Source organism: Paraburkholderia hospita (assembly GCF_002902965.1).
Classification (GTDB): domain Bacteria; phylum Pseudomonadota; class Gammaproteobacteria; order Burkholderiales; family Burkholderiaceae; genus Paraburkholderia; species Paraburkholderia hospita.
Map to the genome: position 1 here is coordinate 1,154,975 of NZ_CP026106.1, position 25,301 is coordinate 1,180,275.

Here is a 25,301-nt window from a genome sequence, read left to right on the forward strand (position 1 = left end):
TCAAAACATTAGTAATACTAAATATTTCAGTACTCATAGATCTTCGTTTCACCGGCCTTTAAAAACCAGGCATTGCGCCACAAAAGTGGAGATTTTGATCGTCATGAAAACTCAATGGAGCGCGGCGTTGCTCGTCGCGGCGTCAGGGGTCGCATACGCCCAAAGCAGCGTCACGCTATATGGGATCGTCGATGCTGGGGTGTCGTACTACAACCACGCAACAACCAGCGGCGGATCGTCGGTTGGGATACCTTTTCTGACCGGTGAAGTGCCGTCGCGCTGGGGCATAAGGGGCACCGAAGATCTTGGCGGAGGCTATAAGGCATTTTTCGTCCTGGAGAGCGGTTTTCAGCCGGGCACCGGGCAACTGAACTACGGCGGACGCCTCTTCGGTCGGCAAGCGAACGTCGGCGTAAGCAGCGACTACGGCTCGGTCACTCTCGGCCGGCAGATGAACATGACGATGTACGCGCTGACGAATGCGGATGTGATCGGCCCTTCGATTCATTCGATGGCCAGTTTTGATCCGTATATTCCGAACGCGCGCAGCGATAATGCGGTTGGCTATCTCGGCAAATTCCATGGTTTCACTCTCGGCGGCACATACAGCTTTGGCCGTGACGCGGCAGGCCCTGCGGGACCGGCGGCGACCAACTGCGCAGGCCAGGTGGCGGGCAACTTCGTTGCGTGCCGGCAATACACCGCGATGCTCGCGTACGATTCGGCGAGCTTTGGCGTGGCCGTGTCTTATGACGTGGCGCGCGGTGGCGCGGGCGCTTCGCCACCGCTCAACAACAGCGCGTACACCGATACGCACAATATCGTCGATGGTTACGTGATTTTAGGCCCAACTAAAGTCGGTGCCGGCTGGGTCAGAAACAACCTCGCGGCCGCGACCCATTTGCAGTACGATATTTTCTTCGCGGGAGCGACGTACTATGCCACGCCAGCGCTTTACTTCGACGCTGAGGGCGTGCGCTACCTGCAGCGCGGGCCGGCGGGGAAGAATGACGCAAGCTCGACGCTGCTGGTCGGACGCGTGAATTACCTGCTATCGAAGCGCGTCACGGTGTACACGTCGGTCGGGTACATGTTCAACAGCGCGCTGGCCGCCAACGCCGTTGCAGCCGGCGGCACTGTCGGGACCGGCATGGATCAGCTTGGCGTCATGCTCGGTCTGCAACAGAAGTTTTGATCCATCGCGATAGAGCGGGCTGCGCGCCGCGCGTGTTGGCGTCCACATGACTCTCAGGCGCGGGTGCAAATTTGCTATGACCGCGTCGCCGAGATGGACGGAGCGTTCAACATGCCGCCGTCGCCTGATCCGCACTCAGTAAGGGGGCCACAGCGTTCACGCCATACCTTTCCTTCACTTGGGTTTAAATCCGCCGCGTGCACCTGGTTCAGTACTTCGGACATTCTTCTTTCCTTCGTTCGGCCTTCTACCGAGCGCAAAGTTGCATTGCAATTCAGGACATATGCGTGCTCTCGTTGCCAGCCTATTATCAGACGAAGGTTCGTTGGCCTTTCAAAGTGTTCCTCATTCCCGGACACCGATGTGCATTTCATTGAGTGGTTCCTTGTGGAACGAAATGACTCACTTTCTCTGCCCCGGGCTCAATGGAAGCGCTTCCCATGTCGTAGAACAGAGGGGGCAGCGGCGTCGTGCGCCGCCGCGTTGCTTGAAGCCTTTGGCGGTAAGTGCTGCGCGACTACGATGACATAGGACTAGGGGTGCCTTCATCGAGAGTAAATGCAAGCAAGATGAACAAATAAAGGATTTTTGCAATGACGAAAACAAAGACTTCCAGGACGTTTACGGTGATAGCCAAGTGAACCGAATGGGCTATGGCTGCCATGCAGCTCGCCGGTCCCGGCGTAATGTTACGGCCGCGGAAATCAGGGAGGCGCAATCGATCGCGCCGGTAGTCTGCGTGCAGAACATGTCAACGTGATGCATCGTCAAGACGATTCACTGGTCGATGCGCTTGCAGTTCAAGGTGTTGCATTTGTGCCTTACTTCCCGCTGGGCAGTATCTCGCATTTGCGGTTTTCCACGCTCTCCGACGTGGCAGGTTCTCTCGGAGCAACCTCTGCAATCGGGCATCCGATCGTAAGCAAATAGTGACACGACGTAGACAAAGCGGAATGATAAGGCTGACCACCGCCACTCAACTGGCTCTGGCAGTGGATAGCTGCGCGGCAAATGGATTGCCGTGCTGGCGTGAGGTGTTTGATCGTAGCCGTGTGAGCGAGCACAACGTGCGAGTCAATTGCGGCCTTCTGTACTAGGAGGGTTTATGAGAAACGCTATAGAGGATGTAGGGCTCGATATTCTGTTCCGTGAGGCACGTTCATACAGAGCGTGGCTAAACGAGCCGGTGTCGGACGAGACCTTGCGCCAGGTTTACAACCTCATGAGATGGGCTCCCACCAGCGCCAACGGAAATCCTGCACGGATCCTTTTCTTACGTACCAAGACGGCAAAGGAGAGGCTGTTGCCGGCACTCGCTCCCGGGAACGTGGAGAAGACGATGAGCGCCCCGGTGACCGCCATCGTCGCTCACGACCTGAAGTTCTACGAGAAGTTGCCACAGCTGTCCCCGCACGATCCTGGCATGCGTGACCTATTCGCAAATGCACCGGAGCTAGTCGACGTTACGGCGAAACGCAACTCCAGTTTGCAAGGCGCCTACATGATTCTCGCTGCGCGTGCGCTAGGACTGGATTGCGGACCAATGTCGGGGTTCGACAACGCAAAGATCGACGAAGAGTTTTTTGGTGCTGGAACAAGCGAGCCGAATTCCACCCAAGAATTCTTTCCCGAGGGTCACATTAAATCTAACTTCCTTTGCAATCTCGGGTACGGCGACAAGTCAAAGTTGTTTGCGCGAGCTCCGCGTCTCGAATTCGATCAAGCCTGCACCCTTCTATAGATCCTTTCATCGGCCGTGCAAAATCAAACGGTTCTGTTGCAGTAAGGCGATCCGCTATGTTGTGCCGCACATCATAGCGGATCGCCTTACTGCAACAGACCGGGACGCACGGGGGTATTGCCCGGATCAGGTCCTGTGGGACCATGCTGTGAGGCACTGCGGTTATGTCCAGTCACGCCATGCAACCGGACGCGTCCTCGTCGCCGCCTCGTAGCGCCAGGCTGCTGAGTGAGCCAGCGTTCCCGATTCTCACACTTGACGAGAGCAGGCTGACTCCGGCCCTGGGTTACGTGTTCAGGCGGAGCTGGCTGTACCCGCATAAGTCACTGATCTCGATTCTGTGGAAGTTCAAGACGGCCAACGCCCTGTCGGGCGTAGTTGTAGCCCGGCTCATGGGGCTGGACGTCGATCCTTATGAAGGCATCGTACCGCGGCGAGAGGTAGTGGATATGATCCGGCTGCAGGAGAGCCTCGGGTTGCCTGTAGAGATGCTGCGAGCCGCCCTGATGGATCCGGTCGGACGGCGACGCTATAGCGACGTATTCCATTACTGTCGTCGCTGTCTCGCTCATGACTACCACAGTGTTGTGCATCAGCTTGAAAAGCTGAGCGTGTGTCCGGCCCATCGTCGCATGCTCGAAACGAAGTGTTGGCGCTGCGGTCGTGAAGTACCTTATCGCGTGAACGTCCAGCTTCTCGAGGCGCGATTTCACTGTGCATGTTGCTATGCAGGTCATGGCGGGACGTGGAGGCCGGACAACGCGGAACCGATGAGACCGGCACACCGCAGCGCATTCGCACGCCGTTATCTTGAGTGTTGTCTCGGGTGAACGTGGTCTTTCAAGTGACAAGCCGCTGCCGTTTCGGCTCACCGATTGCTGCAGGCCCGGATGCGTCGGGAGCGCTGCCTTATCGGCATACGTCCGGCTCTGGACTGCGTGGTCAAGCAGCCGCGAGCGGTGACACAATTCCTTCGGCGGTAAGTATTTGAACAATCAGCGCATTTTCCCGGGCAGTGTCGCAATAAGGCGTCGTGGGTAGAATTCGCGAACCGACTTGGTCGACGAACACGATTTCCTGGATGACAAAGACGCCACGCACGACACTGCCCGTGTACCGTACCAACACCAGGCTTTCGACAGCTGTGGCGTTGGTGCATTCGACTTTCGCATGACGGGCGACGAGCCGCGCAATTTCTGTGAAGGTGTGGGCGCTCATGATGGGCAACGAAATGGATGCGTGAGTTGTATCAGTTCTTCCATAGTAGCCGCAGAAGATCCCTCCGTGCATCCGTTTGCAGGATCAGGCAAAACTCTCGCGGGATTGATGTAACCGATGATTCGGTATCCGTGGCATCGTTCGCATGCGGTCGATTCTTATGCGATAAAAAAAATCCACTTAATTGTCGAAAAAACCCGAAACTTTAGGCACCCGGCGACAGAACTTCGGCTGACTAACATGATGGGATTTTACCGCGCGCCGACTCTCGCAGGACGGGGCTGCCGTTCAAGGTGACCAAAGACGAGGTGGCCGATCAGGTGTCAGCGTCGGTTTGCGCGTAGTTGAGGAAGTACCCCGTGAACATTGTCAGCCCCAAGAATGCGAATGCCTCGGTCAGGTGCTCATCGCTCCAGCCGGCTTGTTGAGCGGCTTTCCAGGTGGCGTCGGTGACGTTTCCCGAATTGGCGGCGGCTTCCCGGACCACACGCGTCAGCGCGTCGATCTTTGCGTCGCCCGTCGTCGTGCCTGCCCGCAGGGCGGCGATCTCCGCGTCCGTCCATCCGTTGACGTGGGCAAATCGACTGGCGATCCCAATCATGTAGTCGCTGCCGACCATCACAGCAGTGGCGAGATTGAGCGCCCAGCTCACCTTCGGATCGAAGGTGCCGTGCTCGGCGGTCACTGCGCGCAGCGACGCGTACGCCGCCAGCACCGCCGGCGAGTGCGCCATCTGGGCATGCAGGTTCAGAGGGCGTCCAGTGGGCGAAGACTGGGCGATCTTTTGCAGAAGCGGACGCGACGCAACGGGCGCGTCGTCGACGGTGTGGGTAGGAATTCGCCTCATGGGTATTAGCTCGTTAGCTCGTTCGTGGTTTGAGAGTGCGCTTCGAACAGGTCAAGCAAGGCGCCGTATCGTTCGAAGCGACGTGTTTTCAGGTGGATGCCGGGATTTTGAAGTTCTCTTTAGCCCACGCAGCAAACTCCGTCGGCAGCTTGCCGGCGACTTTGTTGGCGAGGACGATCGCGTCGGGCGAATTCGAGCCGAGATACGTGTGCGCTTCGAAGTAGGCAAGCATCGCTGCGACGCTCGCGGCACCCGGGAACCAGCCAGCAAAGACCTCGCGCGATACCTGACTGAACGACAGCTTGTTTCCTTGACGATTCAGGATTGCGATGATTTCGCTGAAACTCAGGAAATCGCCGACAAGCGGCAAGTGTTCACCGTGCCCTGCGAGCTCCGGATGCTCGAACGCACCCGCCACGATGCGGCCGAGTTCCGCGATGTCGCCCATATGGATGACCCGCCGTTCGGGATCAAGCGGCAGCGCCCAACCCTCAGTGCCATCCACCTGTTTCTGCGGAGCCATTGCGCCGACCAGGTTCTGGTAATAGAACGGCGCGATCACGAACGTGTGGTAGGCAAATCCGGCTTCGCTCACGATCCGTTCGACTTTTGCCTTGTCCGTGAAATGCGGGACATCGAGCTTGCCGCCGCTGATCACTTCCACATTGGGGAGCGTCGACCAGATCAAGTGTTGCACGCCGGCCGCTTTCGCCGCGTCGACGGCGGCGAGTGCCTGCCTGGATTCGTCCGCACCCGCTTCCCAGGCGTTGGTCACCAGGAAAACACCGTATGCTCCGGCAAACGCGGCTTCGAGCGTTTCCGGACGATTGAAATCCGCGAGAACGACTTCGTCGCCGAGCTGCGGGTGTTTGGCCGGATCGCGCGTCAACGCCCGCACTTTGAAATGACCGCTCGCCTGCAGCGCCCGCACAACGGAGCCGCCTTGCTGACCGGTCGCGCCGACGACGGCAATGAGCTTCTGGGTGTTAGACATGGTTGCTCTCTAGTGAGAATGTTGTTGGGTCGGTGCTACCTCACGCAACGAGCGTGGCGGTCTCTCTGCGCACGGGATTACTGCTTGAGTGCTTCGGCCGAGATGAGCAACTTCGTTTTCATGCTGAAGCCGTACGTCTTGCCAAAGTCGACGCCGAAGTTGCTGCGATCGAATTCGCCCACTGCGTCGACGCCGCACACTTCGCGCTTGAGCATCGGATGCGGCATGCACTTGAAAGAGTCGATTTGCAGCGTCAGCGGCCTGGTCACGCCATGCATCGTCAGATTGCCGACGAGAGAGACCGGCTTGTCGCCGACGAACCTGATCGTGCCTTTGTAGGTGGCTTCCGGAAACTTCGACGCGTCAAAGAACTGATCCGACTGCAGCTTCTCGTCGAGCTTCGTGCTGCCGGTGTGGACGGACGCGATATCGGTCGTCACTTCGACGGTGCCGGTCTTCGCTGCGCGATCGAGCGTGACGGTGCCCTGCGACTTGTCGAACTTGCCACGCCAGACCGACAGACCGCCGATGTGGTCGGCCTCGAAACTCGGGTACGTGTGGTCCGGATCAATCTGGTATGTCGACACGCCCGCGAATGCTGAAAACGATAGCGAGGTGGCGAGTGCGCCGGCCGCGATCATCAGATGCTTCTTCAAATCAAACTCCTTGAAACGTTAAGTTGCCGCAGCCGTCTGCGCCGCTCCGCTCTGCGTCATCGCGACCTTGCACGGCATTCGCCGGATCGAACTTGCTCTGCGCTGAGTACTTCCTGAATACGTTCCTGAAGTATGGGGATGAAAGTCGACCCGCACTAGACGGTAAAATGGGATTGGATTAATCCATTTATGGAGAAATGCAATGCTTGATCTGAATGATCTGGCGATGTTCGTCCAGGTGGTCCGCGCGGGTAGCTTCTCCGAGGCGGCGCGCCGTTTGGGCATGCCGTCGAATACGCTGAGCCGGCGCATCGATCAGCTCGAAGGGCAACTCGGCACGCGTTTGCTGCATCGATCGACACGCAAGCTCGCGCTGAGCACGGATGGTCAGGCGCTGTTCGAGCGCTATGCGCCGGCGCTCGACCAGATTCTGGAGATCGGGCGGCTCCACGCGGATGAGCAGGCGCCTTCCGGCTCGGTTCGCGTTGCCGCGATGGCCGGCCTGTTCGAACTCATCGGCATGGAATGGCTCGTCGAGTTCTATGCGCGCTATCCACACATCAGCCTCGAGTTCCTGCTCGACGACACGCCGACTGATCTGATCTCCGAGCGCATCGATCTGGCCTTGCGCATGGGCATCGAGACGGGTAGCGGCTTCAAGGTACGTCGGCTGGCGCCGACTGCGATGATCCTCGCGGCGAGTCCTGCGTATCTGAAACGGCGCCCTGCGCCACGCACGTTGCGCGAACTGGCCGAACACGACTGTCTGACCATTTCCAATCGCCAGGGTCGCAGTACGTGGCGTTTGCAAGGGCCACGTGGGAGTCAGGAGGTGTCGATCAACAGTCGGTTCGCGGTCAATGACATGCGAGTGCTGGCGCAGGCTTGTATAGCGGGACTGGGTATTGCGTTGCTGCCGCAGTTGATTGTTGACCCCGTCATTGCGCAGGGGAAACTGGTGCGCGTGCTGTCGACCTATCGGCGCACGAGCACCGGCTTCGGCCTGCAGCTCGTCTACACGAGTCGCCCGCCGGTGCCACCCGCAGTAGCCGTTTTCGCTGAGTTTCTTACGGAGAGACTCGGCGAAGCGATGATCGATACGTCACAGAATGATGCCAACCGATAAGTGTCCGCCACGCTTCGAATCGGTTCTCTCACGCCCGCACGACCTAAGCGCTTGCTTTGACCGGTGCGAACTGAGGCAGGCGCGAGAGACAATTGAGTTTGCGATTCCCGTTGGAATCTCGCGCTTCAAACCCCACCCTGCCACTTCCCGTTCAGTTCTTCGAAACCCGCAACAAGTGCATCTAGCAGGTGACGAACGGCCGGGACCATGCCCCGGCGGCTGGGAAAGATCGCATGCACGAGGCCCGGCGTCGAAGCCAGTTCCGGCAATATGTGCCTCAGCTTACCGGCCTGAATATCGGCGTCCACGAGTTCGCGAGGCAGCATCGCGACACCGATGCCACGTAGCGCCGCCATCCGGAGACTGGCGAGATCATCGGTTGCCAGGCGAGGTTGATGGTTCCAGGACATCGACTGGCCATCGGCATCCAACAGGTTCCAGACAAACTTTTCGCTGCTGTTAGCCATTGAAAGGGTGGGCCATTCTCTCAGGGCTTCAATCGACTCAGGTACGGGATGACGTGCCCCGAGATCCGGGCTGGCGACCAGAATCTGGATGGACAAACCCAGTTGACGGACCGCGAGATCGGTATCTACCAGCGGCGGAAGTCTGACCCGAATGGCGAAGTCCAGGCCTTCCTCGACTACGTCTACACGGCGATTCGTCGCATCGATCAGGACGTGGACGTGAGGGTTCTCCTCGACGTATCGCGCAACGATTTCCGATACGCCAGAGCTGAGCAATCCGACCGGGCAACTGATCCGTACCGTGCCCTGTGGTTCAGACCGGGTTCGGTCAATCACGTCTTTGGCGGCCTTCGATTCCGCCACCAGCGCGAGGCAATGCTGGTGGAACTGCCGCCCGGTTTCCGTTAACGACAGGCTCCTGCTCGTGCGATTGAGCAGACGGACGCCGAGTTCCTCTTCCAGTGCGCGGATGCGTCGACTCAGCTTCGACGTCTGCACGCCGAGATCACGGGCAGCCGAAGTGAAGCTTCCATGCTCGACCACCTCCGCGAAGAGCCGAAGGTCATTGAGGTCAGTGATCTGATTCATTGGCGGCCTTCGGTTGGGTCTTTTCGTTCTACCAGAAGCAATGATGCTTTGCAATTCAGGAGATGTGCGGCTGACCGTTGTGGGCATAGCATTCGGCAGATGGCTCAAACCGTTTGCCGATGTGTGTGAAGTCGCTGAGTGCCTTTGTGCCATTTCAAGGGCAACGGGCAATCTTGCACGTGAACAGGGCATGTCGCCCGCGTATTAGAGAAGACGACCATGGACAGTTCTTTTACCGACAATGCATCGAGCGAATTCGTCATAACGCATCCGCTGGACGCCGAGGATGCCACCATTACCGCAAGGATGCGAGCCTCGGCGAGTTCCTCGAAAGGCAAGCCGTGGGGCATCACTGCGCGCGTCGCGTTCGACGCGATGATGGAAAGCATTTTGCCGCGCGATGACGTTGCGTTTGAACACGACACGGTTGGCGGCATTCGCGGGATTTGGGTTCACCCTGCATATTGCCGTAGCGATGAAGTGATTCTCCATTTACACGGTGGATGGTTCAACTTCGGCGCCGCCGATGCGTTCCGGCATTTTGTCGCGCATATCGCGGCAAGGGCAGGCGTGAGCGCATTCGTTCCGGACTATCGGCTGGCTCCCGAAGATCCTTTCCCCGCGGCCATTCAAGACATGGTGGCTTGTTATAAAGGACTTGATCAGAGGGCGATTCAACGGATTGCCGTGACGGGCGATTCTGCCGGTGGCAATCTCGCCCTCGTGATGGCTTCGCAAATCGCCAGTGGAGAGGTTTCCTCGAAGGCGAGTCTTGCCGCCGTGGCCGCATTTTCGCCAGTTACCGATCTCACGCTTTCGAGTGCGACTTACGAGACGCGTGCAGATGCCGAACCGTTCTTCACGCGTGCACAGGTGTCCGATCTCGTGCGTGCGTATCTTGGCGGCGTTGATCCGGCACATCCGCTGGCATCGCCGCTTTACGGGCGACTTGCGGGCTTGCCGCCGCTGAGCGTTCACGTGGGAGACGACGAAGTGCTACTGGATGATTCGCGTCGATATGTCGAACGCGCTGTTGAAGCTGGTGTCGATGCCCGGCTGGACGTGTGGATGGGGATGCCTCATGGATTCGCCGGCGGCGTTGGAGAGCTGAAGGCCGCATCGCAGGCACTGGATGCCGTCGGTATGTTTCTCACTGAGAAATTGCAAGCAGTGGCGCCTTGAGGGCGGTCTAGCTCAGGCGCTGCCAGGTATTCGCAATCGCGTCTTCCCGTCGTTGCGATACTCCGCCGAACGTCGGCAGACCAGACCGCACATCAGTTAGCTTCGACCCGGTCAAGGCCATCAGAACGATGTCCAGTGCCGCTGATTCCTCTCGCGATCCATACGACCTCCACGAATAGACGAAGATGTCGACCCGTTTCGTTTTACCAGAAGCAATGGCGCTTCACTTTGCCGGATATATGCGGGAGTTTTAAAAGATGCTTGTACATCGACGTTGGGAATCGCTTGGCCGTGCCGATCTTGGATGGCTGACTGCAAAGCACCACTTCACGGTTAGCGCTGACGATGATCCTTCTCATCGGGCACTGGGCCCACTGATCGTATGGAACGACGATGAGATCGCAGTCGGCAGCGGATTTCCGATGCACGGACATCGCGACATGGAAATCATCACCTATGTCCGTCAAGGCGTGGTGGGACATCGCGACACTTTAGGATCCGAAGGAACCATTCAAGCTGGCGACATCCAGGTAATGAGCGCAGGGGCGGGCATACGGCACACGGAGTTCAATAAAGGTGACGTGCCGCTCAAGCTCTATCAGATATGGCTGGTGCCACGCGTATCGGGTGGCGAGCCGAGGTGGGACACAAAGTCTTTCCCGAAGGGCGGTCGCGCAGGGCGCTTCGTGGTATTGGCAAGCGGCTTCGATGCCGACAAAGAGGCGCTTCCGATCCGCGCGAACGCGCGCCTGCTTGGCGCAAGCCTAAAGGCAGGAAACCGCATTGAGCAGGAGTTAAGCAGCGCGCGGCAAGCCTATCTTGTCGTCGCGGCAGGAAGAATCGACGTGAACGGCGAGCCAATGGGACCTCTCGATGGCGTCGCGATCACGGGGGTCGAGACCGTACGGATCAATGCTCTCGAAGACTCAGAACTGGTGATGGTGGACGCCGGCTGAGTTCTTTTTTTGTTTCCACTTACGTGATCGTAATTTCAGGAGTTTGTTATGGAAAGTTATAAGTTTCTTCCGCTGGTTGGCCGTGTCTTGATTGGAGCGCCGTTTGTCATGAGCGGCTTGAGCAAGCTTGCGGCGTATACCGCAACTGTCGGCTATATCGGCGCAGTTGGCCTGCCGTTGCCGCCGCTCGCTTTTCTCATGGCGGTGCTGATCGAACTGGGCGGCGGTCTGCTTTTGTTGTCCGGCTATCGCGTCCGCTTTGCATCGCTGGTGATGGCAGTGTTCTGTATTGCTACGGCAGTCTTCTTTCACCGTAATCTGGCTGATCAAAACCAGATGATTCACTTTCTCAAGAACGTGATGATGGCGGGCGGCCTGCTGCAGATTACGTATTTCGGTGCCGGGGCATTCAGCTTGGACGGACGGGTGGCATCGCGACTCGGATCTCTGAAAGCAAGCTAAGCGACGGAATCCATGGAGGCGATCACTTGCGTGACCGTGTAGTGCTCGTCTCACGTCGGGAAAGCCACCTTGCAACCGGGCGCAATCGAGCTTGCCGGCGCTCGTCATCAAGGCAAGCTGTTCGACCGGACATATGAGAAGTGAAATTTCAATGTGTCGAAAGACGAATCGGCGAGATGAGCTTCTTCCAGGTGACTCACGCGACATGATTTGAATCGGTGCAATGGAACGTTCGACAGAGCGTTCGCTTGCGCCGAATCTCGTATGCAGGCCAGGCGCGATTGCCGCCGCGCCAGATTTCGGTCAGGGCTTCGATCGATGTTCGGTACTGTCCCAAACCGGTGCGAGTCCGCGAGGATCGACAATTCGGCTATTGGGTCGCGCTAGTGCTTGAATAGCTGCCATGTCTGTACCGCTCAACTCGAAGTCAAACACTGCAATATTTTGTGCAAGCCGCTCCGCGTGAGAGGTTCGAGAAAGTGCGACGGTTCCTTCCTGTTGAACGAGCCACCGCAGAACGATTTGAGCGACAGTCTTGTCGTACTTTGCCGCAATCTCTTTCAAGGTATCGTCCGCGAACACCCGCCCAACAGCCATGCCGCAGTACGCTGTTACGGCCATACCGGCTTTGCGAGTACGCTCGATTAGCAATGACTGATCCAGATAGGGATGGTATTCAAACTGGTTGGTGACAAGCGGAATCTGCGAAAGCTGAGTGGCGGCTTCCATGAGCTTGCGATTGAAGTTGCTGACGCCGATATGACGAACCTTGCCGGACTTTACGACGGCGTTGAGTCCTGCAACCTGTTCCGGCAGCGGAATGTCGCTGCCTGGCCAGTGCAGAAGAAGGAGATCGATGTAATTCGTCTTGAGCTTGCGAAGGCTCTCATCGACGGATGCTCCAAATCTTTGGGAGGAATAGTTGGACACCCAGACTTTTGTCGTGATGAAAACTTCGGCCCGGGGGATTCCCGAAGCTGCGACGCATTGGCCGACACTGGCCTCATTTCCGTAAACCTGCGCCGTGTCGATATGTCGGAAGCCAGCACGAAGCGCCTCAGGCCGCAACCGATGTATTTCGCCGTCGCTCATTCCATAGGTGCCGTAACCTAACGCCGGGATCAGGGCGTCACCTGCTTGTACGTTCAGCATTGAAAATCCAGGAAATTCGTGAACTTGAGAAAGGTAATCCGTCAGCTACATCCGCGTCTTACCGAGCTGCAGGATATCTGGCATAGGCAGAGCGAGCGGAAGAGTGGGAAAGCAAGTGATCAATGCTTAAAGCGCCGGCGCCATAGCCCGCGAATGCCAGCAGACCACCGGCCATAGCCAGGTTTTTCATGAAATGAATAGCCTGATTGTGATCGACGAACGAGTGATGAAACAGGAGTGCGGTAATCACACAGTATGCCGCGAGCGCCGCGGCTGTTGTCCGGGTCAGATAACCGAAGATCAGCAACAAGCCGCAGCTGAGTTCCAGCAACATCGAACCGACAAACCCCACCAGTGGCGCAGGCAACCCGGCCGAAGCGATGTAGCGGACTGTGGCGGCTGGCGTGTCAAGCTTGCCGATGGCACCCGCAATGAAAACGGCAGCCATGAGGACTCGTCCCGCAAGAGCGAGTACGTCTTGGGAACTGGAGCGAGCGGTGTCCATTTCTGTTGCGCGATTCACATGAGTTTGCGGATACCCGGTGGGGCAAGTGTTATCTCAGACGCCCAACGCGTCGAAGCTGTTCGCCGATCTCTACGATCTTCTGCTCTCCGCGGCGCAATGCATCTTCAGAGGTGTGCACAGAGTAGTAGCCGAGAACCAGGTCGTGCGGATGTGGGATTGCCGAGCCAAGGACGAACTCCGTATCCTCGTCGGCGTATAAGGTCAGCGCGTTCTCAGACTCGTCAAATACGACAAGCTCGGCGCGAACCTTCTGATCAGCGACATGAAGCGTGCCACGTTGCACGCAAAGCCACGCGACGGCATGCCCGGCAGGAGGCGTATAACGCCATTCTTCGCCCGCCTTGAGTTGCACATGCAAATAGTTGATTCCGTACGGCGCTAACGCAGGGCTGCGGAGGTTTTCATACTCGCCCAGAATGACGCGAGCCGGACCTGAACTGGGGATCTCTCGTGCTGACAAATACTGACTGTTGGGTTGATCCAGTTCGAGGGCGGCGGGCAACGCGGTCCACAACTGATAGCCGCGGACGGGCGTGCGACCTTCCGGATAACCGTCATGCCACACGCCACCGCCGGCGTTCATCCACTCGACACTCCCTGCCGACATGACGCCAGAGGCACCCGTCGTGTCTTCGTACTGGACTTCGCCGTCGAGCAGGATAGTGGTCGTTGCGATTCCGGAATGCGGGTGCATGGAAAACCGCGTGTTGGAATGCGCCGGGACATCGAAATAGTCGAGAAATACGAAGGGTTTGAGCAACCCGCCAAGATCACCCGGGCTAAAGAGGCGATTGACCGGACCATGCTGTCTGCCCGCAGTACGGGCGATAATCGTTCGGGGGGCGCGACGCGCTTCGGCGCGTTCCTCGCCGTTCGCAACGGACGTATCCGCATGATGATCCGAAGGGGATGTTGCGGTCGTTAGGTAAGACATGGTGCACCTGCATTCGTCAGATTTGATTAGCTGGAAGATTAAGAGTTGGCATCCGTTTGGGGAAGCCAATATATTTCGATGCGATCCATCGTCAGGAGCGATACATGCTTGATGGCGTTTCCCTCGATCAGCTGCGAACGTTTATCGCAGCGGTTGATGAAGGAAGTTTCTCTGCCGCGGGGCGCAGCTTGCGCAGGACTCAATCGGTAGTCAGTCAGACGCTCGCGAACCTGGAAGCGCAGACAGGAATACAGCTCTTCGATCGTAGCGGACGTTATCCTCGTTTGACGGCGGGTGGGGCAGCACTCGTCAACGAGGCGCGTTCGGTGATGCGCGGCATGGACGGATTCAAGGCCCGGGCACGAACGCTCGCAGGTGGCCTTGAACCAGAGTTGTCCCTCGCGATCGATGCGTTCTATCCTCTCGAACGATTAAGCTCGGTCATGCGGGCATTTTCTGTCGAGTTTCCAGAGACACCGTTGCGGCTCTATGTAGAAGCTTTGGGCGGAGCGACGAAGCAGATATTGGATGGGATCTGCCGGCTGGGAATCATTGGTTCAACGCTCGCGGTTCCGGACGGCCTTTCTGCCGAGAAAATCCTGGACATCGTGATGGTCACCGTCGTCGCCCCAACGCATCCGCTCGCGGCAATGGCACGGGTCATCGGGATGCGAGATCTGGAAACTCACGTTCAGCTCGTATTGACCGACCGCACGGATCTGACAGAAGGGAAGAACTTTGAAGTCTTTTCGCCACGCACCTGGAAGATGGCGGACCTGCATGCGAAACACGAATTTTTGCGGGCCGGATTTGGTTGGGGGCACATGCCGCTAGCAATGGTGAAGGATGATATAGCGTCTGGCGCATTGCACCGGCTTCGTCTTGATAAATTCGAACCCGTGACGCCGTCAATTCCAATGTTTGCGGCATATCGCAAGGATACGCCGCCCGGTCCAGCGGGCACGTGGTTCATCAAGGCCTTGAAGTCGGATTCTGTCTTGCCGTAGTGAATGGCGAGACAATGGCCATTGAAATCTGCAGTGGCCTTGAAACCTGTCAAATGAACTCGACGATCAGTCATATTCGCAGCATCGAGCGCACGTTGGGCATCGCTGCAAAAAAAGAGCCCGCGCAGTGGCGGGCTGAATCCACGCCCAGACGGGGCATGGCGGAGATAGCAGCAGGCGCGTGTGATTGGGCACGCCTATCATGGGGACGCCATGTTCATCAGGCCGGCGACCTCGGAGTTCGATGATTCACAGGCGTCTCGGCGCCTATCGCCGCGCGAGAGCCGTGGGGTCGTGCGAGATGCTTGATCAATAAGCCAATGCAAGCCAGCCCCCCCGCGGCCGCAATGGTTGCGAATACCGCAGCGAAAGTGAATTGCCTTCGGACCAGTTCGGTGACAAGAAACGAACCTGCGATTCCGCCAAAGCGGCCGATGCCCAGCATGCAGGCGACGCCCGTGCCGCGTCCTTCAGTCGGGTAGTACGCGGCCGCCAGCGCATTCATGGAAGCCTGTGCGGTATTCAGCAGCACGCCGGCCAGTAGTACGATGGGTACCAGCAGCACAACGTTTCCCATCGTCTGCCCAATGCAAAAGAAACTAAGGGCGGCGAGCGCATAGCACCCGGCGATGACAAGATTCGCATTGAACCGATCCATCAATACGCCGCACGCCACCGCGCCGACGCCGCCGAGCGGGAAAAGAGCCGAGACCAGCGTCGCGCTCTTTGCGCTCAAGCCCGAATCTCTTAGCAATATCGGCATCCAGTTAATAGAGGCGTAGATGATCACCAGGCCCATGAAGGCGGCCACCCAGAGCATCAGGGAACCAACGAGGTACGGTCGCGACAACACGAGACCTAGCCCTTTGAATCCGGTTGGCGAAGTGCTTTCGGTTAGTGTGAATTCGCGTGCATGCGCAGCTTCGGGAGCAATCCGCACGAGAATTGCACGGATACCCGCACCAGGTTTTCTGTTCGCGACCATGAACCGAACGGATTCCGGCATTTTGAGCAGCAACAGGGCACTGTGAAGCAGTGGTATCACCCCACCCAGAATCAGAACGCTGCGCCAGCCAGCGTGCGGAATCAACCATGCCGACAGCAGTCCGCCCAGCGCGGCGCCCAGCGGGAAGCCGCAGCACATCAGGCTCGTTAGTGTGGCGCGGCGCGCGGTTGGGCTGTATTCGTCGATCATCGTCACCGCGTTCGCCATCGCTGCGCCGAGCCCGACGCCCGTGATGAAGCGCAGCGCTGTCAATTGTCCGATGCTCGTTGAGATGCCGGACGCGAGGCATGCGATACCGAACAGGAACACTGACCCGACGATGAGCGCGCGCCGCCCGATCCGGTCGGACAGAGGGCCGGACGCGAGTGCGCCAAAGGCAATGCCGAGCAATGCGGCGCTCAGGACGGGGGCGAGCGCGGGCTTGGCGATATGCCATTCGGTGAGTAGCGCTGGAGCGATGAAACCGATCGCCGCCGTATCGAAACCATCCAGCAGGACAATGATGAAGCACATGAGAAAGATGAGCTTCTGGAACCTGCTGAATGGATGTGCGTTGATAAACGTCTGGACGTCGACGGTCATTTCATTATTCACGGGTGTCTCCTGAGTGCCGGCGACGCTTCAAATCACGCTAGTTTCACGTTTTGATCGGCAGTTGAACGGTCCTCCGGACTCACATCGCTCACTCTTGGCGTATTCGTGGCCAATGCCATTGCCGCAAGGTATCCGAAGGTCAATGCCGGGCCGAGCGTGATCCCGGCACCGATGTAATGTCCGCCCACCGGCGAGTTCATATCGTTTCCGCACGCGTACAGGCCTGAAATCGGACGATTGTTTTCGTCGAGCACCTCACCGTGAGAACCCGTCACGAGTCCGCGGCTGGTTCCGAAGTCGCCTGGCATCAGCTTCACGGCATAGAAGGGGCCTTTCCCGATCGGACCGAGGCAAGGGTTCGGCGAATGTGTGGGATCTCCCTTGTAGACGTTGTACGCAGACGATCCCTTTCCGAAGTCTTCGTCGATACCCGTCTTTGCGAACTGGTTGTTGCGCTCGACGCTTCGTTGCAGTCCGCTCACGTCGACACCGATCTTGCCGGCGAGTTCGGCAAGCGTGGCACCACTGCTCAGGTAGCCGGACTTCTCGTAGCGACGCAAAGACAGACTGCCGGGCAGGATGACGCCAATGCCATACTTTTTCACGGTCGCGGCATCGGCAATCAGATAGGCCGGGATGGCGCCGGCCTCGAACATGCCGAGGGTGAAGGCGTGATACGACGCCGCTTCATTCGTGAAGCGGTTTCCATCTTTTCCAACGGCAATGAAGCCTGGTTTGGGGCGATCGAGCATGAAGTGCCCCCACAGTTGCACGTTGCCCGCGTCGTCCGGATAGACGGACATGGGAACGTAGTAGCCCGTGTCCTTGGCGTTATGGTCGAGGCGGCCACCAACCGACTCACCCAGGTGCAGACCTTCGCCAACGTTGCTGGGGAGCCCCAGTCCGAGTTCCACCGTTGGTTGGCGCGAATGCTCCCGGCGCATCGCCAGGTTGCCAGGGTAGCCACCCGTCGCAATGACGATACCCCGGCGAGCGCGGACGCGAATCGTCTGCCCGTCCCGCACGACTTCTGCACCCGTGACCTTGTTGCCGTCCACGATCAGTCTGGTTGCTGACGATCGCAGCCACACGTCGATATTCCGATCCAGCATCGTTTTGTAGAGACGACCTGTGAGTGCATTTCCGCCCACCAGCCGCGTGCCGCGATGATGATGGAGCCGGTCGACGCCATAGCGCAAAAAGCGTTTGAGTACGTGGAAGAACGATCGTGCCGAGCGGGTGAAGGACAGGAAATGCAGCAAGTCTGGGAGATCAAGCATCATCCCGCCAAACGGCGCAAATGCAGGGAGCGGGGCGCGCAGATCCTTGAAGTGCACGCCTAGCTTTCTACCATCGAATTCGATCGGGGCATGAGCGCGGCCAAACATGCCGCCTTCCAGTTCCGGGCTGTAGTCGGGATAGTCGACTGCCACGACCTCGAGTTCGGAGTGCTTCAACATGTAGTCGAGCGCGATCCGGCCTTGAGATATATAGGCTTCCTGCAATGTGCGATCGACGCTGTTTCCGACCGTCGCGGCAAAGTATTTCCGCGCCTTGTCGAAGGAATCCTTGAACCCGGCGGTCTGCATCGGGCCGCTGTCGACGAACCACATCATTCCGACCGACCACGCGGATGTGCCGCCCACCTGGTCGGTCTTCTCCAGTACGAGGGGCGTAAGGCCTTCGTTTTTTGAAACGATCGCCGCTGTCATGCCGGCCGCGCCTGCCCCCAGGATGAGGACGTCGACCTCGCAGTCCCAGTTCTCCGTCGTAGCCGTATTCATCGCATGTGTCCTGTATTAAGCGATTCTGTGAGAGACGGCGCATGACACAAGAGTAGTGCGCATGTCATCACAGGTAATTGGTTTCGTGTTTTATGAATTCATGTCGAATCATGCGTCATCGTATGAAATGCGTCAAGACGCTCGAGGGAATTCCCTGGCGAGGTGCCATTGATCATCCATTGGTGCGTGAGCGCGATGGCGAATACCGAATCCGTTCCCGGGTTGACTGGCAGCCATTTCCCGCCGAGGCGGCGGCGCGTGAGAAGGTCTGCAGATTCAGACGGATGCGCCGGCACTGTTGTATGATCTCTCTTGCGACAGATCATTTCCAGAAAGATGATTACATCTAAGATGGATGTGTATCGAATCATGTGTTTCGGGATGGATAAGATCAAGAAACCTGGGGAATGCCCTGGAATGCAGCGAGCTGTCATCGTTCTTCGCCAATCGGCGTCGCGTGCGGCTGGCTACCTCAATGTCAAGGAATGAGCGGATGCCCAAGTCACACTCCACCGCGGCCAAGGCGGCCATGGACGTTTCCGAGCGATCGGGGCCGGGAATGAAAGAACAGTCCGATGTGTTCGATGACCGCGGCCGGACCGTACCTTGGATGGCGCGAACCGTGCACAGGCTCTACGACGCGCAAGCGCAAAAAATCCTCGACAGGGAGAACCTGCCAATCGCGTACTGGTACTACCTTCGTGTACTGGCGGCGCGCGGTGAGATTAACCAGCTGGAACTCAGCAAACGGGTGGGGATTGCGTCCACCACGGCCGTGCCTGCGTTGGACAACCTCGAGAAACGTGGCCTGGTCCAACGAACCCGGGATCCGAACGACAGGCGAAAGTATTTCGTCAGTCTGAAGGACGACGGCAAACGGCTGGTCGATGAAATGATGCCGGAGCTCATCGATATGATTTCAGCGTCGCTGGATGGAATCACGCAGAGGGATATGCGTGTTTTCTGGAAGGTGATGCATCAAATTGAAAATAACCTGAATCAGGCGTCGCAAGGCGATGCGGTCGTCGATTGAGGAGAGTCGGCGACTGAATTATCAAGCGGTGTGCCATGCTTTCATGCGCGGATCAACGAAAGCACGGAGACTGTCCAATGCCATGGCCACCGCGGCGCGATTCTCGATTTCGGCATGCCAGTACATCGATACTGAACCGAAGCCTTCGAGTTGCAGCGGGAGAATATGAAGCGCGTTCAACTGCTCGAAGCGCAACGCGGCTCTGTGCGACGCAATGCGTCCCAGCCTGGCTGTGCTTTTTCCGCAAGCGGGTGATGAGGCCGTGGGACGAAGTTGATCAGCTCCGTATAGAGCGTCTCGATCCGCAACTGCGGGTCATCATACTGTTGGCCCGAGCGGCCGACGACGATATCCAGTTCGCCGCGCGCAAGCCGTGGCATTAACTGATTCATCGTACTTTCGATCTGCAAACGTCGATAGCCAGTCGCGCGCGACATTCGTGCCGACAGTCCTGGCAAGGTATTGGCGCGCTATGGACGACCCACAACATTCCCACTGACCAGGCGGAAGTTCCACATAGCTATCGCTGGCAGATCGATTCGAAAACTGCATTCACGCACGCCCTGAACTGCGATCGCGCAACGCCGACGCAGTGCGCATCGGCGTGCTGAGATCCACGTGAACTGGAGCCATCAGAGGGGATCCCACAAGCCCTTGACTCTATTAATTCCACAATGCATGATGCGATATCAATCGAGTTGACGTAAATCTGTTTTGTGCTGTGCGACGGCCGCGGCTGCGTTGTAGTGAAAGTCAGGCAGAGCGAAGAGGCGATCGCCGAGATCGGGTTGGGGCGATGCGCTTCAGTTTCTTACTTGAACTGGGAGACACAAATTGGATGCGAAGAGTCAGGAACTTCAAGATAAGGCGGAGATTCGTGAGGTTCATATGCGCTACTGCCGGGGCATCGACCGAATGGACTTCGATCTCGTGCGTTCCTGCTATCACCCGGATGCCATCGACCGACATGGTGCTTTCGAAGGCAGCGTCGAAGGTTTTATCAAATGGGCTGGGGAGGTGTTGCCCCTCTTCGACAGCACGATGCATTTCACCGGCAACCAATACGTGAAGGTGGAAGGCAATGTCGCTTTCGCGGAGCATTACGCACAGGCGTTTCACCGCACGAAACCCGCCGACGGCAAACCCGCTGCGGACTGGATTGTGAACGTGCGATACGTCGATCGCCTCGAAAAGCGTGATAGCGAATGGAGAATTGCTGACCGCATCGTTGTATACGATTCGGAACGCACGATCCCGGTGAGCACTGAGTCTGCGCCGTTGGGCGACTGGAACTATGGGCGGCGCGACCGCGATGATCCGTCGTACGAGTACGGCCTGTGATAGAGCACAGCGCTTCGGCGATATGGCTTGCCGACGCGAGCATTTTGCGAGCTGCCCGATGCGTCACGCTAGAGGCGATTGGCCATATATAGACGATTCAATGTCGGCATCAGCGGCTGAGAAGCTGTGGCGCGCGCGATGCGCTCCACTCCGCGCAGGCGATGCTCGACAACGGCGGTGGTAATCGACTCACCATCAAAAAGGAGGCGAATCACGATGTCATCTACTCAAAAACCCACAGCAGCAGTCGAGTTTGTTTCAAAGGTTTATGAAGCGATCGATTCGATGGACGAGCAGGGGTTCGCGAACTGTCTGACCGAGAATTGCACATTTGTCTACGCGAATAGCGATCCTGTCATTGGTCGCGCAAACGCGGCTGCGGCTTCACAGAGTTTTCTGAAGCTGCTTGCGGGCATCAAACATGACCTCGTCAATGTATGGGCCTTCGAGAATGTCATCGTTTCCCAGGTATCCGTGACTTACACACGCAAGGATGGATCGACGCTGACGATTCCGGCCGCGACGATCTGGAAGCTGCGGGACAAGTTGATCGATGAATGCCGCATCTACGCTGATACGTCTCCTCTGTTCGCGGGTTGACCCAAGGGAAACGAAGCCATGAATCGCGATCTTGAAGGGAAGGCCATCATCGTCACGGGCGGTGGCTCGGGCATCGGGCGAGCGGCGGCGCTGGCGTGCTCCGTGGCGGAGGCGCGCGTAGTGGTCGCCGACATTGATGCTGCGGGCGCGGAGGAGACGGTTTCGGCGATTCGGCGGGCAGGCGGTGACGCGATCTTCGTGCCAACGAACGTAGCCGACGAAGAGCAGGTCGAAGCGCTCGTGACTGCGGCATTGAGTCAGTATGGCCGGCTCGATGGCGCGTTCAACAATGCCGGTCTTTCCCAGACGAACGTCCCGCTGCACGAACTGACTGCCGCGCAATGGCGTCGGATTCAGTCAGTCAATTACGATGGCGTGTTTTTTTGCATGAAGCATGAGATACGCGCCATGCTGAAAACGGATGGTGGCGCCATCGTCAATACGTCGTCCACGCTGGGGCGCGTGGCGATGCGCAGTGCGGCAGACTACTGTGGCTCCAAGGCCGGTGTGCTGGGGCTGACAAAAGGCGCAGCGGTCGACTACGGCGACAGGCATATCCGGGTCAACGCGGTCCTTCCAGGTGCGGTGGATACACCCATGGTTCAGGCGCTGGTGTCCGATCCGCAATTTGCCGATTTGATCGAGAAGATTCGAGCCAGTCACCCACTGGGAAGAATCGGCGTTCCGGAGGAGATTGCGGCCGCCGTCGTCTGGCTTCTTTCGGACAAGGCATCCTTCGTGACGGGAGCCGAACTGGCCGTCGATGGGGGATTCCTCGCCATTTGACGCTGCTTTGAGTTTGATGCGGCCGTCCTGTCATCCGTGGAGGGACTGACCCACTGTAGCGTCGGCCCTGCGATCGGGTGACCGACGATCGATGCCCAAGGAGTGCCGCTTGCACATCCATTTTGCGCGCGATGTATGATCATCATGGGGCGGATTATCTTGAAACAGATGATGCTATATAAGATTGATGTATATAAAATAGAATGGTTTAGATTGAACACTATCAAGAGCGTGAAGGAACTCCCTGTATCGAGAGCATGACGCTGGCCGCCTGATCTGGGCGCTGCCAGCCGCGTGACCCCCAGTTGAGGAATGGCCAATGTCAAAGTCGAGTTCGAATGCAGTGCACGAAGCACTCGAGGGGCTGGAAGCGGCGGGTGGCCAGCGCTCGGACGTTTTTGACGACCGCGGCCGAACCGTGCCATGGATGGCTCGTACGATGTACCGCCTCTACGACGCGAGAGGTCAGAAGTTACTGGACAAGGAAGGCATTTCGGTTGCGCACTGGTTCTATCTTCGGGTTCTGGCCGAACGCGGCGAGATGAACCAGCTCGAACTCAGCAAGCGGGTAGGCATTGCATCGACGACGGCCGTACCGGCGCTCGATAGAATGGAAAAGCGCAATCTCGTTCGACGGACACGCGACCCCAAGGACAGAAGGAAGTACTACGTCAGCCTGCTGGATGAAGGACGACGCCTTGTCGACGAAATGCTGCCTGAACTCACCGAGATGATTTCGGCTTCGCTCGAAGGCATCCCGGCGGGAGATCTCGAAGTTTTCTGGAAAGTCATGCACCAGATCGAAGACAACCTGACCCTGATGTCTCAGAGCGACTCTGTGATCGACTAGCCGCCGGCCGGTCGTCGGCACAACGGCTATTTCGTGGAGGCATGGGTGATCGGTGCAGGGAGAACGGCGGCGCGCTCAGGCCACGCGCATCGTGGGGCGCTCCCGGCTTGGCGGAAAAACACACCAGAGTCCGTCCTTGTGGTGAAAGAAGAACATTGCGGCGGTTCCGGCGGCCCTGCGTGCTTCGACGCACACGTAGCATTGCCGCGTCGCACGCTGGTTCTTGAATTCGACCACATGCACCATGTCCATCGAGGTGGGAGCAAGCCAGTCTTCCACCATCGAGCGTAATGACTTTGCTGCGCTAGCCATCATCTTCTCCTTATCACGCTCGCCATTCGCGTGACTACAATCTGCTGACTGGTCTGCAACCCGCATGCAGCGCGCTCCGCTCCCGGGCCCGTCCGACCATGGACGGGCGATGGGGCGTTGCACGCTGTTGTTTCCGCGCTTCATGTACGTGTGCGGCGCATACGAGAGCCGCACACGCTTGCTACTTGTTCACCTTGATCCGATTGCCCGTTTCACTCGACTGCTCGATTGCATAGAGCACCTCGTGAAGTGCGCGTGCGTGATCGAAGCTGGGCGCCGTGCGGGTGCCGTGGCGCAGGTCGTCGGCGATCAACCGGTAGACGCCCGCGACATTGCGCGCTGCAACGGCATCGCCCGCATCGATCGGAAACGGATCGGGGACGTCGAGCTCCTCATAGCCGTTCTGGCCTTTGCGTCCGAATTCGACGCGTAAGGGCGAGATGTTGACGGCCGGAACGTATTCATTCCTCGCGGTGACGCGCAAGTCACCCTCGCTTCCGTTGATCTCCCACAGCAGCTTCGTTCCGCGCGGCAGGCCACCGCGGAGCTGCAACGAAAGCGGGGCCCCGGAGCGGAGAATCGCGTTCGCCATGAGGTGGTCGGGCGTTTTCATCTCGACGGTTTCGCCCGTCTCGATGATGCGCACGGTTTGCCTGCGTTGCGAGAGCACCGCGCCGATCTGTTCGATATCGCCGAGGACGGCATCGATCGCCGCAATCGCGTGCCCACCGATCACGGAAAGCAGTGTCGCGCCGTTCGCGTTGTCCATCGCGTAGGCGTCACCCTGCAGGATGTCGTCTCCCCAGCTGAAACCCGATCCGACGTACGTCGAAGACAGGACGTCGCCGATCTTGCCGTCCGCGACGAGCTTGCGCATGAACTGCACTTCGGGAGAGGCGATCGCCTGTGCGCCAACGACGGCCAATGCCTTTTTCTCGCGCGCGAGTTCGGCAAGCGCGATGGTTTCTTCGAGCCCATTGCCGAGCGGCCATTCGCTGTACACGGTCTTGCCCGCCTGCAGGGCCGCCGTGACGACGTCCTTGTGGTGCTGAACCTTGACGGTGACGACGACGATGTCGATGTCCGGCGATGCGGCCAGCGCAGCGGCGCTTTCGAATGCCTGCGGGATACCGAACGCGGCGGCCGCCGCTTGCGCGCTCGCGAGGCTCGTATTCGCCACGCCGGCGAGCTCATAGACGCCGGACAACGCCCGCAAGGCCGGAATATGAGCTGTTGCCGCCCAACCGCGCCCTGGGCTCAGGCCGACGATACCGACACGATATTTTCCTTCCATTGCTTCCTCTAATCTTTAGGTAACTGCAGTAACCGTAGGCACCCGATCTCGAAGGCTGGCCCTCTGGAGCCGGCCAGAGACACCGGCCGCAGCCGTCATACGATCTGGTATCTGTACGACGGGTCGTCCTTGTCACGGCGCCCGACATTGGAATTTCCGAGCGGTGCGAGATCTCCGGGAACCGGGTCCGATCGCTGGGAGTCGAGTACGACCATCCGATCGGCAATGCGCCATTCGCCGTTTCGCCGCTCCATGCGGTCCACGTAGCGAATGTTCACCACCCAGTCCATCGCAGGTTTGTCGCCGTCGGGCTTCGTGCGGTGGCTTGCCTGCGCATAATGTTCCGCAAACGCCACGTCGCCGTGGACCTCGACATACTGGTTGCCGGTGAAGTGCTGCGTCGATTCGAAGTTCGGCAACAACTCGGCTGCCCAGTCGATGAAACCTTCGACACCACCCTCATACGCACCGTGCCTGTCGATCGCATCCGGGTGGTAACACGACCGCACGAGATCCCAGTCCATCCGATCGATGCCGCGGCAATAGCGGATATGAACGCGGCGAATCTCCGCTTCATCCAGCAGCTGCTGAAGTTTCGCTTCCAACTTCGGTCTCCTTGATTGAATCGTCGCGGCTGAAGCAAATCGATG

The 25,301-nt window shown here is 58.4% G+C and carries 27 protein-coding genes; 12 read left to right on the forward strand and 15 right to left on the reverse strand.

From position 1 onward, the window contains the following. Window positions 1–103 precede the first annotated feature (103 nt). Together C2L64_RS23545 and C2L64_RS23550 are read left to right on the forward strand one after the other, a co-directional pair. Entirely contained in the window at window positions 104–1,195 is a 1,092-nt protein-coding gene (locus tag C2L64_RS23545; protein ID WP_007589901.1) for a porin, read from the forward strand. Between the two features lie 1,105 nt (window positions 1,196–2,300). Next, entirely contained in the window at window positions 2,301–2,936 is a 636-nt protein-coding gene (locus C2L64_RS23550) for a malonic semialdehyde reductase (protein WP_007589899.1), read from the forward strand. 323 nt (window positions 2,937–3,259) lie between these two features. On the opposite strand, the gene C2L64_RS56110 is transcribed toward C2L64_RS23550, so the two are convergent. The 5 genes from C2L64_RS56110 to C2L64_RS23580 form a co-directional block, all read right to left on the reverse strand. Next, entirely contained in the window at window positions 3,260–3,649 is a 390-nt protein-coding gene (locus C2L64_RS56110) for a hypothetical protein (protein ID WP_158660535.1), read from the reverse strand. Window positions 3,650–3,878: 229 nt separating this feature from the next. Then, window positions 3,879–4,154 (reverse strand): hypothetical protein, encoded by a 276-nt coding sequence (locus tag C2L64_RS23565; RefSeq protein ID WP_009769881.1) that lies wholly within the window; start codon window positions 4,152–4,154, stop codon window positions 3,879–3,881. A gap of 316 nt (window positions 4,155–4,470) precedes the next feature. Then, a complete protein-coding gene (locus C2L64_RS23570; protein WP_238554823.1) occupies window positions 4,471–4,887 on the reverse strand; it encodes a carboxymuconolactone decarboxylase family protein in 417 nt (138 codons plus the stop codon). Window positions 4,888–5,089: 202 nt separating this feature from the next. Next, entirely contained in the window at window positions 5,090–5,995 is a 906-nt protein-coding gene (locus C2L64_RS23575) for an NmrA/HSCARG family protein (protein ID WP_009769883.1), read from the reverse strand. Between the two features lie 77 nt (window positions 5,996–6,072). Next, entirely contained in the window at window positions 6,073–6,651 is a 579-nt protein-coding gene (locus C2L64_RS23580; protein ID WP_007734266.1) for a YceI family protein, read from the reverse strand. 202 nt (window positions 6,652–6,853) lie between these two features. Here C2L64_RS23580 and C2L64_RS23585 point away from each other — a divergent pair, with 202 nt between their 5' ends. Next, on the forward strand, window positions 6,854–7,777 hold the full coding sequence (locus C2L64_RS23585; protein ID WP_007734268.1) for a LysR family transcriptional regulator: 924 nt from the start codon (window positions 6,854–6,856) through the stop codon (window positions 7,775–7,777). A gap of 125 nt (window positions 7,778–7,902) precedes the next feature. Here the strand turns inward: C2L64_RS23585 and C2L64_RS23590 are convergent, their stop codons facing one another. Then, window positions 7,903–8,832: a LysR family transcriptional regulator gene (locus C2L64_RS23590; protein WP_009769884.1), complete on the reverse strand. Its 930-nt coding sequence runs from the start codon at window positions 8,830–8,832 to the stop codon at window positions 7,903–7,905. A gap of 375 nt (window positions 8,833–9,207) precedes the next feature. On the opposite strand from C2L64_RS23590, the gene C2L64_RS23595 reads away from it, so the two are divergent. From C2L64_RS23595 to C2L64_RS23605, 3 genes are all read left to right on the forward strand, one after another. Further along, window positions 9,208–10,014, forward strand: a complete 807-nt coding sequence (locus C2L64_RS23595) for an alpha/beta hydrolase (RefSeq protein WP_238554824.1) — start codon at window positions 9,208–9,210, stop codon at window positions 10,012–10,014. A gap of 257 nt (window positions 10,015–10,271) precedes the next feature. Continuing rightward, the gene (locus C2L64_RS23600) at window positions 10,272–10,970 is read left to right on the forward strand and encodes a pirin family protein (protein WP_039902023.1); all 699 of its coding nucleotides are present in this window, start codon (window positions 10,272–10,274) and stop codon (window positions 10,968–10,970) included. A 48-nt stretch (window positions 10,971–11,018) separates the two neighbouring features. Beyond that, a complete protein-coding gene (locus C2L64_RS23605) occupies window positions 11,019–11,432 on the forward strand; it encodes a DoxX family protein (RefSeq protein WP_009769887.1) in 414 nt (137 codons plus the stop codon). A 303-nt stretch (window positions 11,433–11,735) separates the two neighbouring features. Here C2L64_RS23605 and C2L64_RS23610 read toward each other — a convergent pair whose 3' ends face one another. The 3 genes from C2L64_RS23610 to C2L64_RS23620 all read right to left on the reverse strand — a co-directional run bounded on the left by C2L64_RS23610 (window position 11,736) and on the right by C2L64_RS23620 (window position 14,044). Further along, a complete protein-coding gene (locus C2L64_RS23610) occupies window positions 11,736–12,584 on the reverse strand; it encodes an aldo/keto reductase (protein WP_009769888.1) in 849 nt (282 codons plus the stop codon). Between the two features lie 58 nt (window positions 12,585–12,642). After that, on the reverse strand, window positions 12,643–13,032 hold the full coding sequence (locus C2L64_RS23615) for a DoxX family protein (protein ID WP_009769889.1): 390 nt from the start codon (window positions 13,030–13,032) through the stop codon (window positions 12,643–12,645). A gap of 106 nt (window positions 13,033–13,138) precedes the next feature. Continuing rightward, complete coding sequence (locus C2L64_RS23620) at window positions 13,139–14,044, reverse strand: pirin family protein (protein ID WP_081498928.1); 906 nt, start codon at window positions 14,042–14,044, stop codon at window positions 13,139–13,141. 104 nt (window positions 14,045–14,148) lie between these two features. Here C2L64_RS23620 and C2L64_RS23625 point away from each other — a divergent pair, with 104 nt between their 5' ends. After that, window positions 14,149–15,051, forward strand: coding sequence for a LysR family transcriptional regulator (locus C2L64_RS23625; protein ID WP_009769892.1), 903 nt, complete (start codon window positions 14,149–14,151; stop codon window positions 15,049–15,051). A gap of 220 nt (window positions 15,052–15,271) precedes the next feature. Here the strand turns inward: C2L64_RS23625 and C2L64_RS23630 are convergent, their stop codons facing one another. Both C2L64_RS23630 and C2L64_RS23635 read right to left on the reverse strand, forming a co-directional pair. Then, a complete protein-coding gene (locus tag C2L64_RS23630) occupies window positions 15,272–16,651 on the reverse strand; it encodes an MFS transporter (RefSeq protein WP_100216093.1) in 1,380 nt (459 codons plus the stop codon). Window positions 16,652–16,683: 32 nt separating this feature from the next. After that, complete coding sequence (locus C2L64_RS23635; RefSeq protein WP_009769894.1) at window positions 16,684–18,435, reverse strand: FAD-binding protein; 1,752 nt, start codon at window positions 18,433–18,435, stop codon at window positions 16,684–16,686. A 493-nt stretch (window positions 18,436–18,928) separates the two neighbouring features. Here C2L64_RS23635 and C2L64_RS23645 point away from each other — a divergent pair, with 493 nt between their 5' ends. Further along, the gene (locus tag C2L64_RS23645) at window positions 18,929–19,468 is read left to right on the forward strand and encodes a MarR family winged helix-turn-helix transcriptional regulator (RefSeq protein ID WP_007734292.1); all 540 of its coding nucleotides are present in this window, start codon (window positions 18,929–18,931) and stop codon (window positions 19,466–19,468) included. Window positions 19,469–19,644: 176 nt separating this feature from the next. Here the strand turns inward: C2L64_RS23645 and C2L64_RS54995 are convergent, their stop codons facing one another. Further along, window positions 19,645–19,860, reverse strand: a complete 216-nt coding sequence (locus C2L64_RS54995; protein WP_238554825.1) for a LysR substrate-binding domain-containing protein — start codon at window positions 19,858–19,860, stop codon at window positions 19,645–19,647. Between the two features lie 442 nt (window positions 19,861–20,302). Here C2L64_RS54995 and C2L64_RS23655 point away from each other — a divergent pair, with 442 nt between their 5' ends. From C2L64_RS23655 to C2L64_RS23670, 4 genes are all read left to right on the forward strand, one after another. Then, complete coding sequence (locus C2L64_RS23655) at window positions 20,303–20,809, forward strand: nuclear transport factor 2 family protein (protein ID WP_009769896.1); 507 nt, start codon at window positions 20,303–20,305, stop codon at window positions 20,807–20,809. A 216-nt stretch (window positions 20,810–21,025) separates the two neighbouring features. Next, window positions 21,026–21,409 (forward strand): nuclear transport factor 2 family protein, encoded by a 384-nt coding sequence (locus C2L64_RS23660; RefSeq protein WP_009769897.1) that lies wholly within the window; start codon window positions 21,026–21,028, stop codon window positions 21,407–21,409. Window positions 21,410–21,427: 18 nt separating this feature from the next. Next, entirely contained in the window at window positions 21,428–22,195 is a 768-nt protein-coding gene (locus C2L64_RS23665; RefSeq protein WP_009769898.1) for an SDR family NAD(P)-dependent oxidoreductase, read from the forward strand. Window positions 22,196–22,514: 319 nt separating this feature from the next. Continuing rightward, window positions 22,515–23,045 (forward strand): MarR family winged helix-turn-helix transcriptional regulator, encoded by a 531-nt coding sequence (locus tag C2L64_RS23670; protein WP_009769899.1) that lies wholly within the window; start codon window positions 22,515–22,517, stop codon window positions 23,043–23,045. Window positions 23,046–23,120: 75 nt separating this feature from the next. Here the strand turns inward: C2L64_RS23670 and C2L64_RS23675 are convergent, their stop codons facing one another. The 3 genes from C2L64_RS23675 to C2L64_RS23685 all read right to left on the reverse strand — a co-directional run bounded on the left by C2L64_RS23675 (window position 23,121) and on the right by C2L64_RS23685 (window position 25,256). After that, a complete protein-coding gene (locus C2L64_RS23675; RefSeq protein WP_009769900.1) occupies window positions 23,121–23,423 on the reverse strand; it encodes a hypothetical protein in 303 nt (100 codons plus the stop codon). 115 nt (window positions 23,424–23,538) lie between these two features. Next, complete coding sequence (locus C2L64_RS23680; protein WP_009769901.1) at window positions 23,539–24,651, reverse strand: Gfo/Idh/MocA family protein; 1,113 nt, start codon at window positions 24,649–24,651, stop codon at window positions 23,539–23,541. 95 nt (window positions 24,652–24,746) lie between these two features. Next, window positions 24,747–25,256 carry a nuclear transport factor 2 family protein gene (locus C2L64_RS23685; RefSeq protein ID WP_009769902.1) on the reverse strand — a complete coding sequence of 170 codons (510 nt, stop codon included), beginning with the start codon at window positions 25,254–25,256 and terminating at the stop codon, window positions 24,747–24,749. Between the last annotated feature and the right edge of the window lie 45 nt (window positions 25,257–25,301).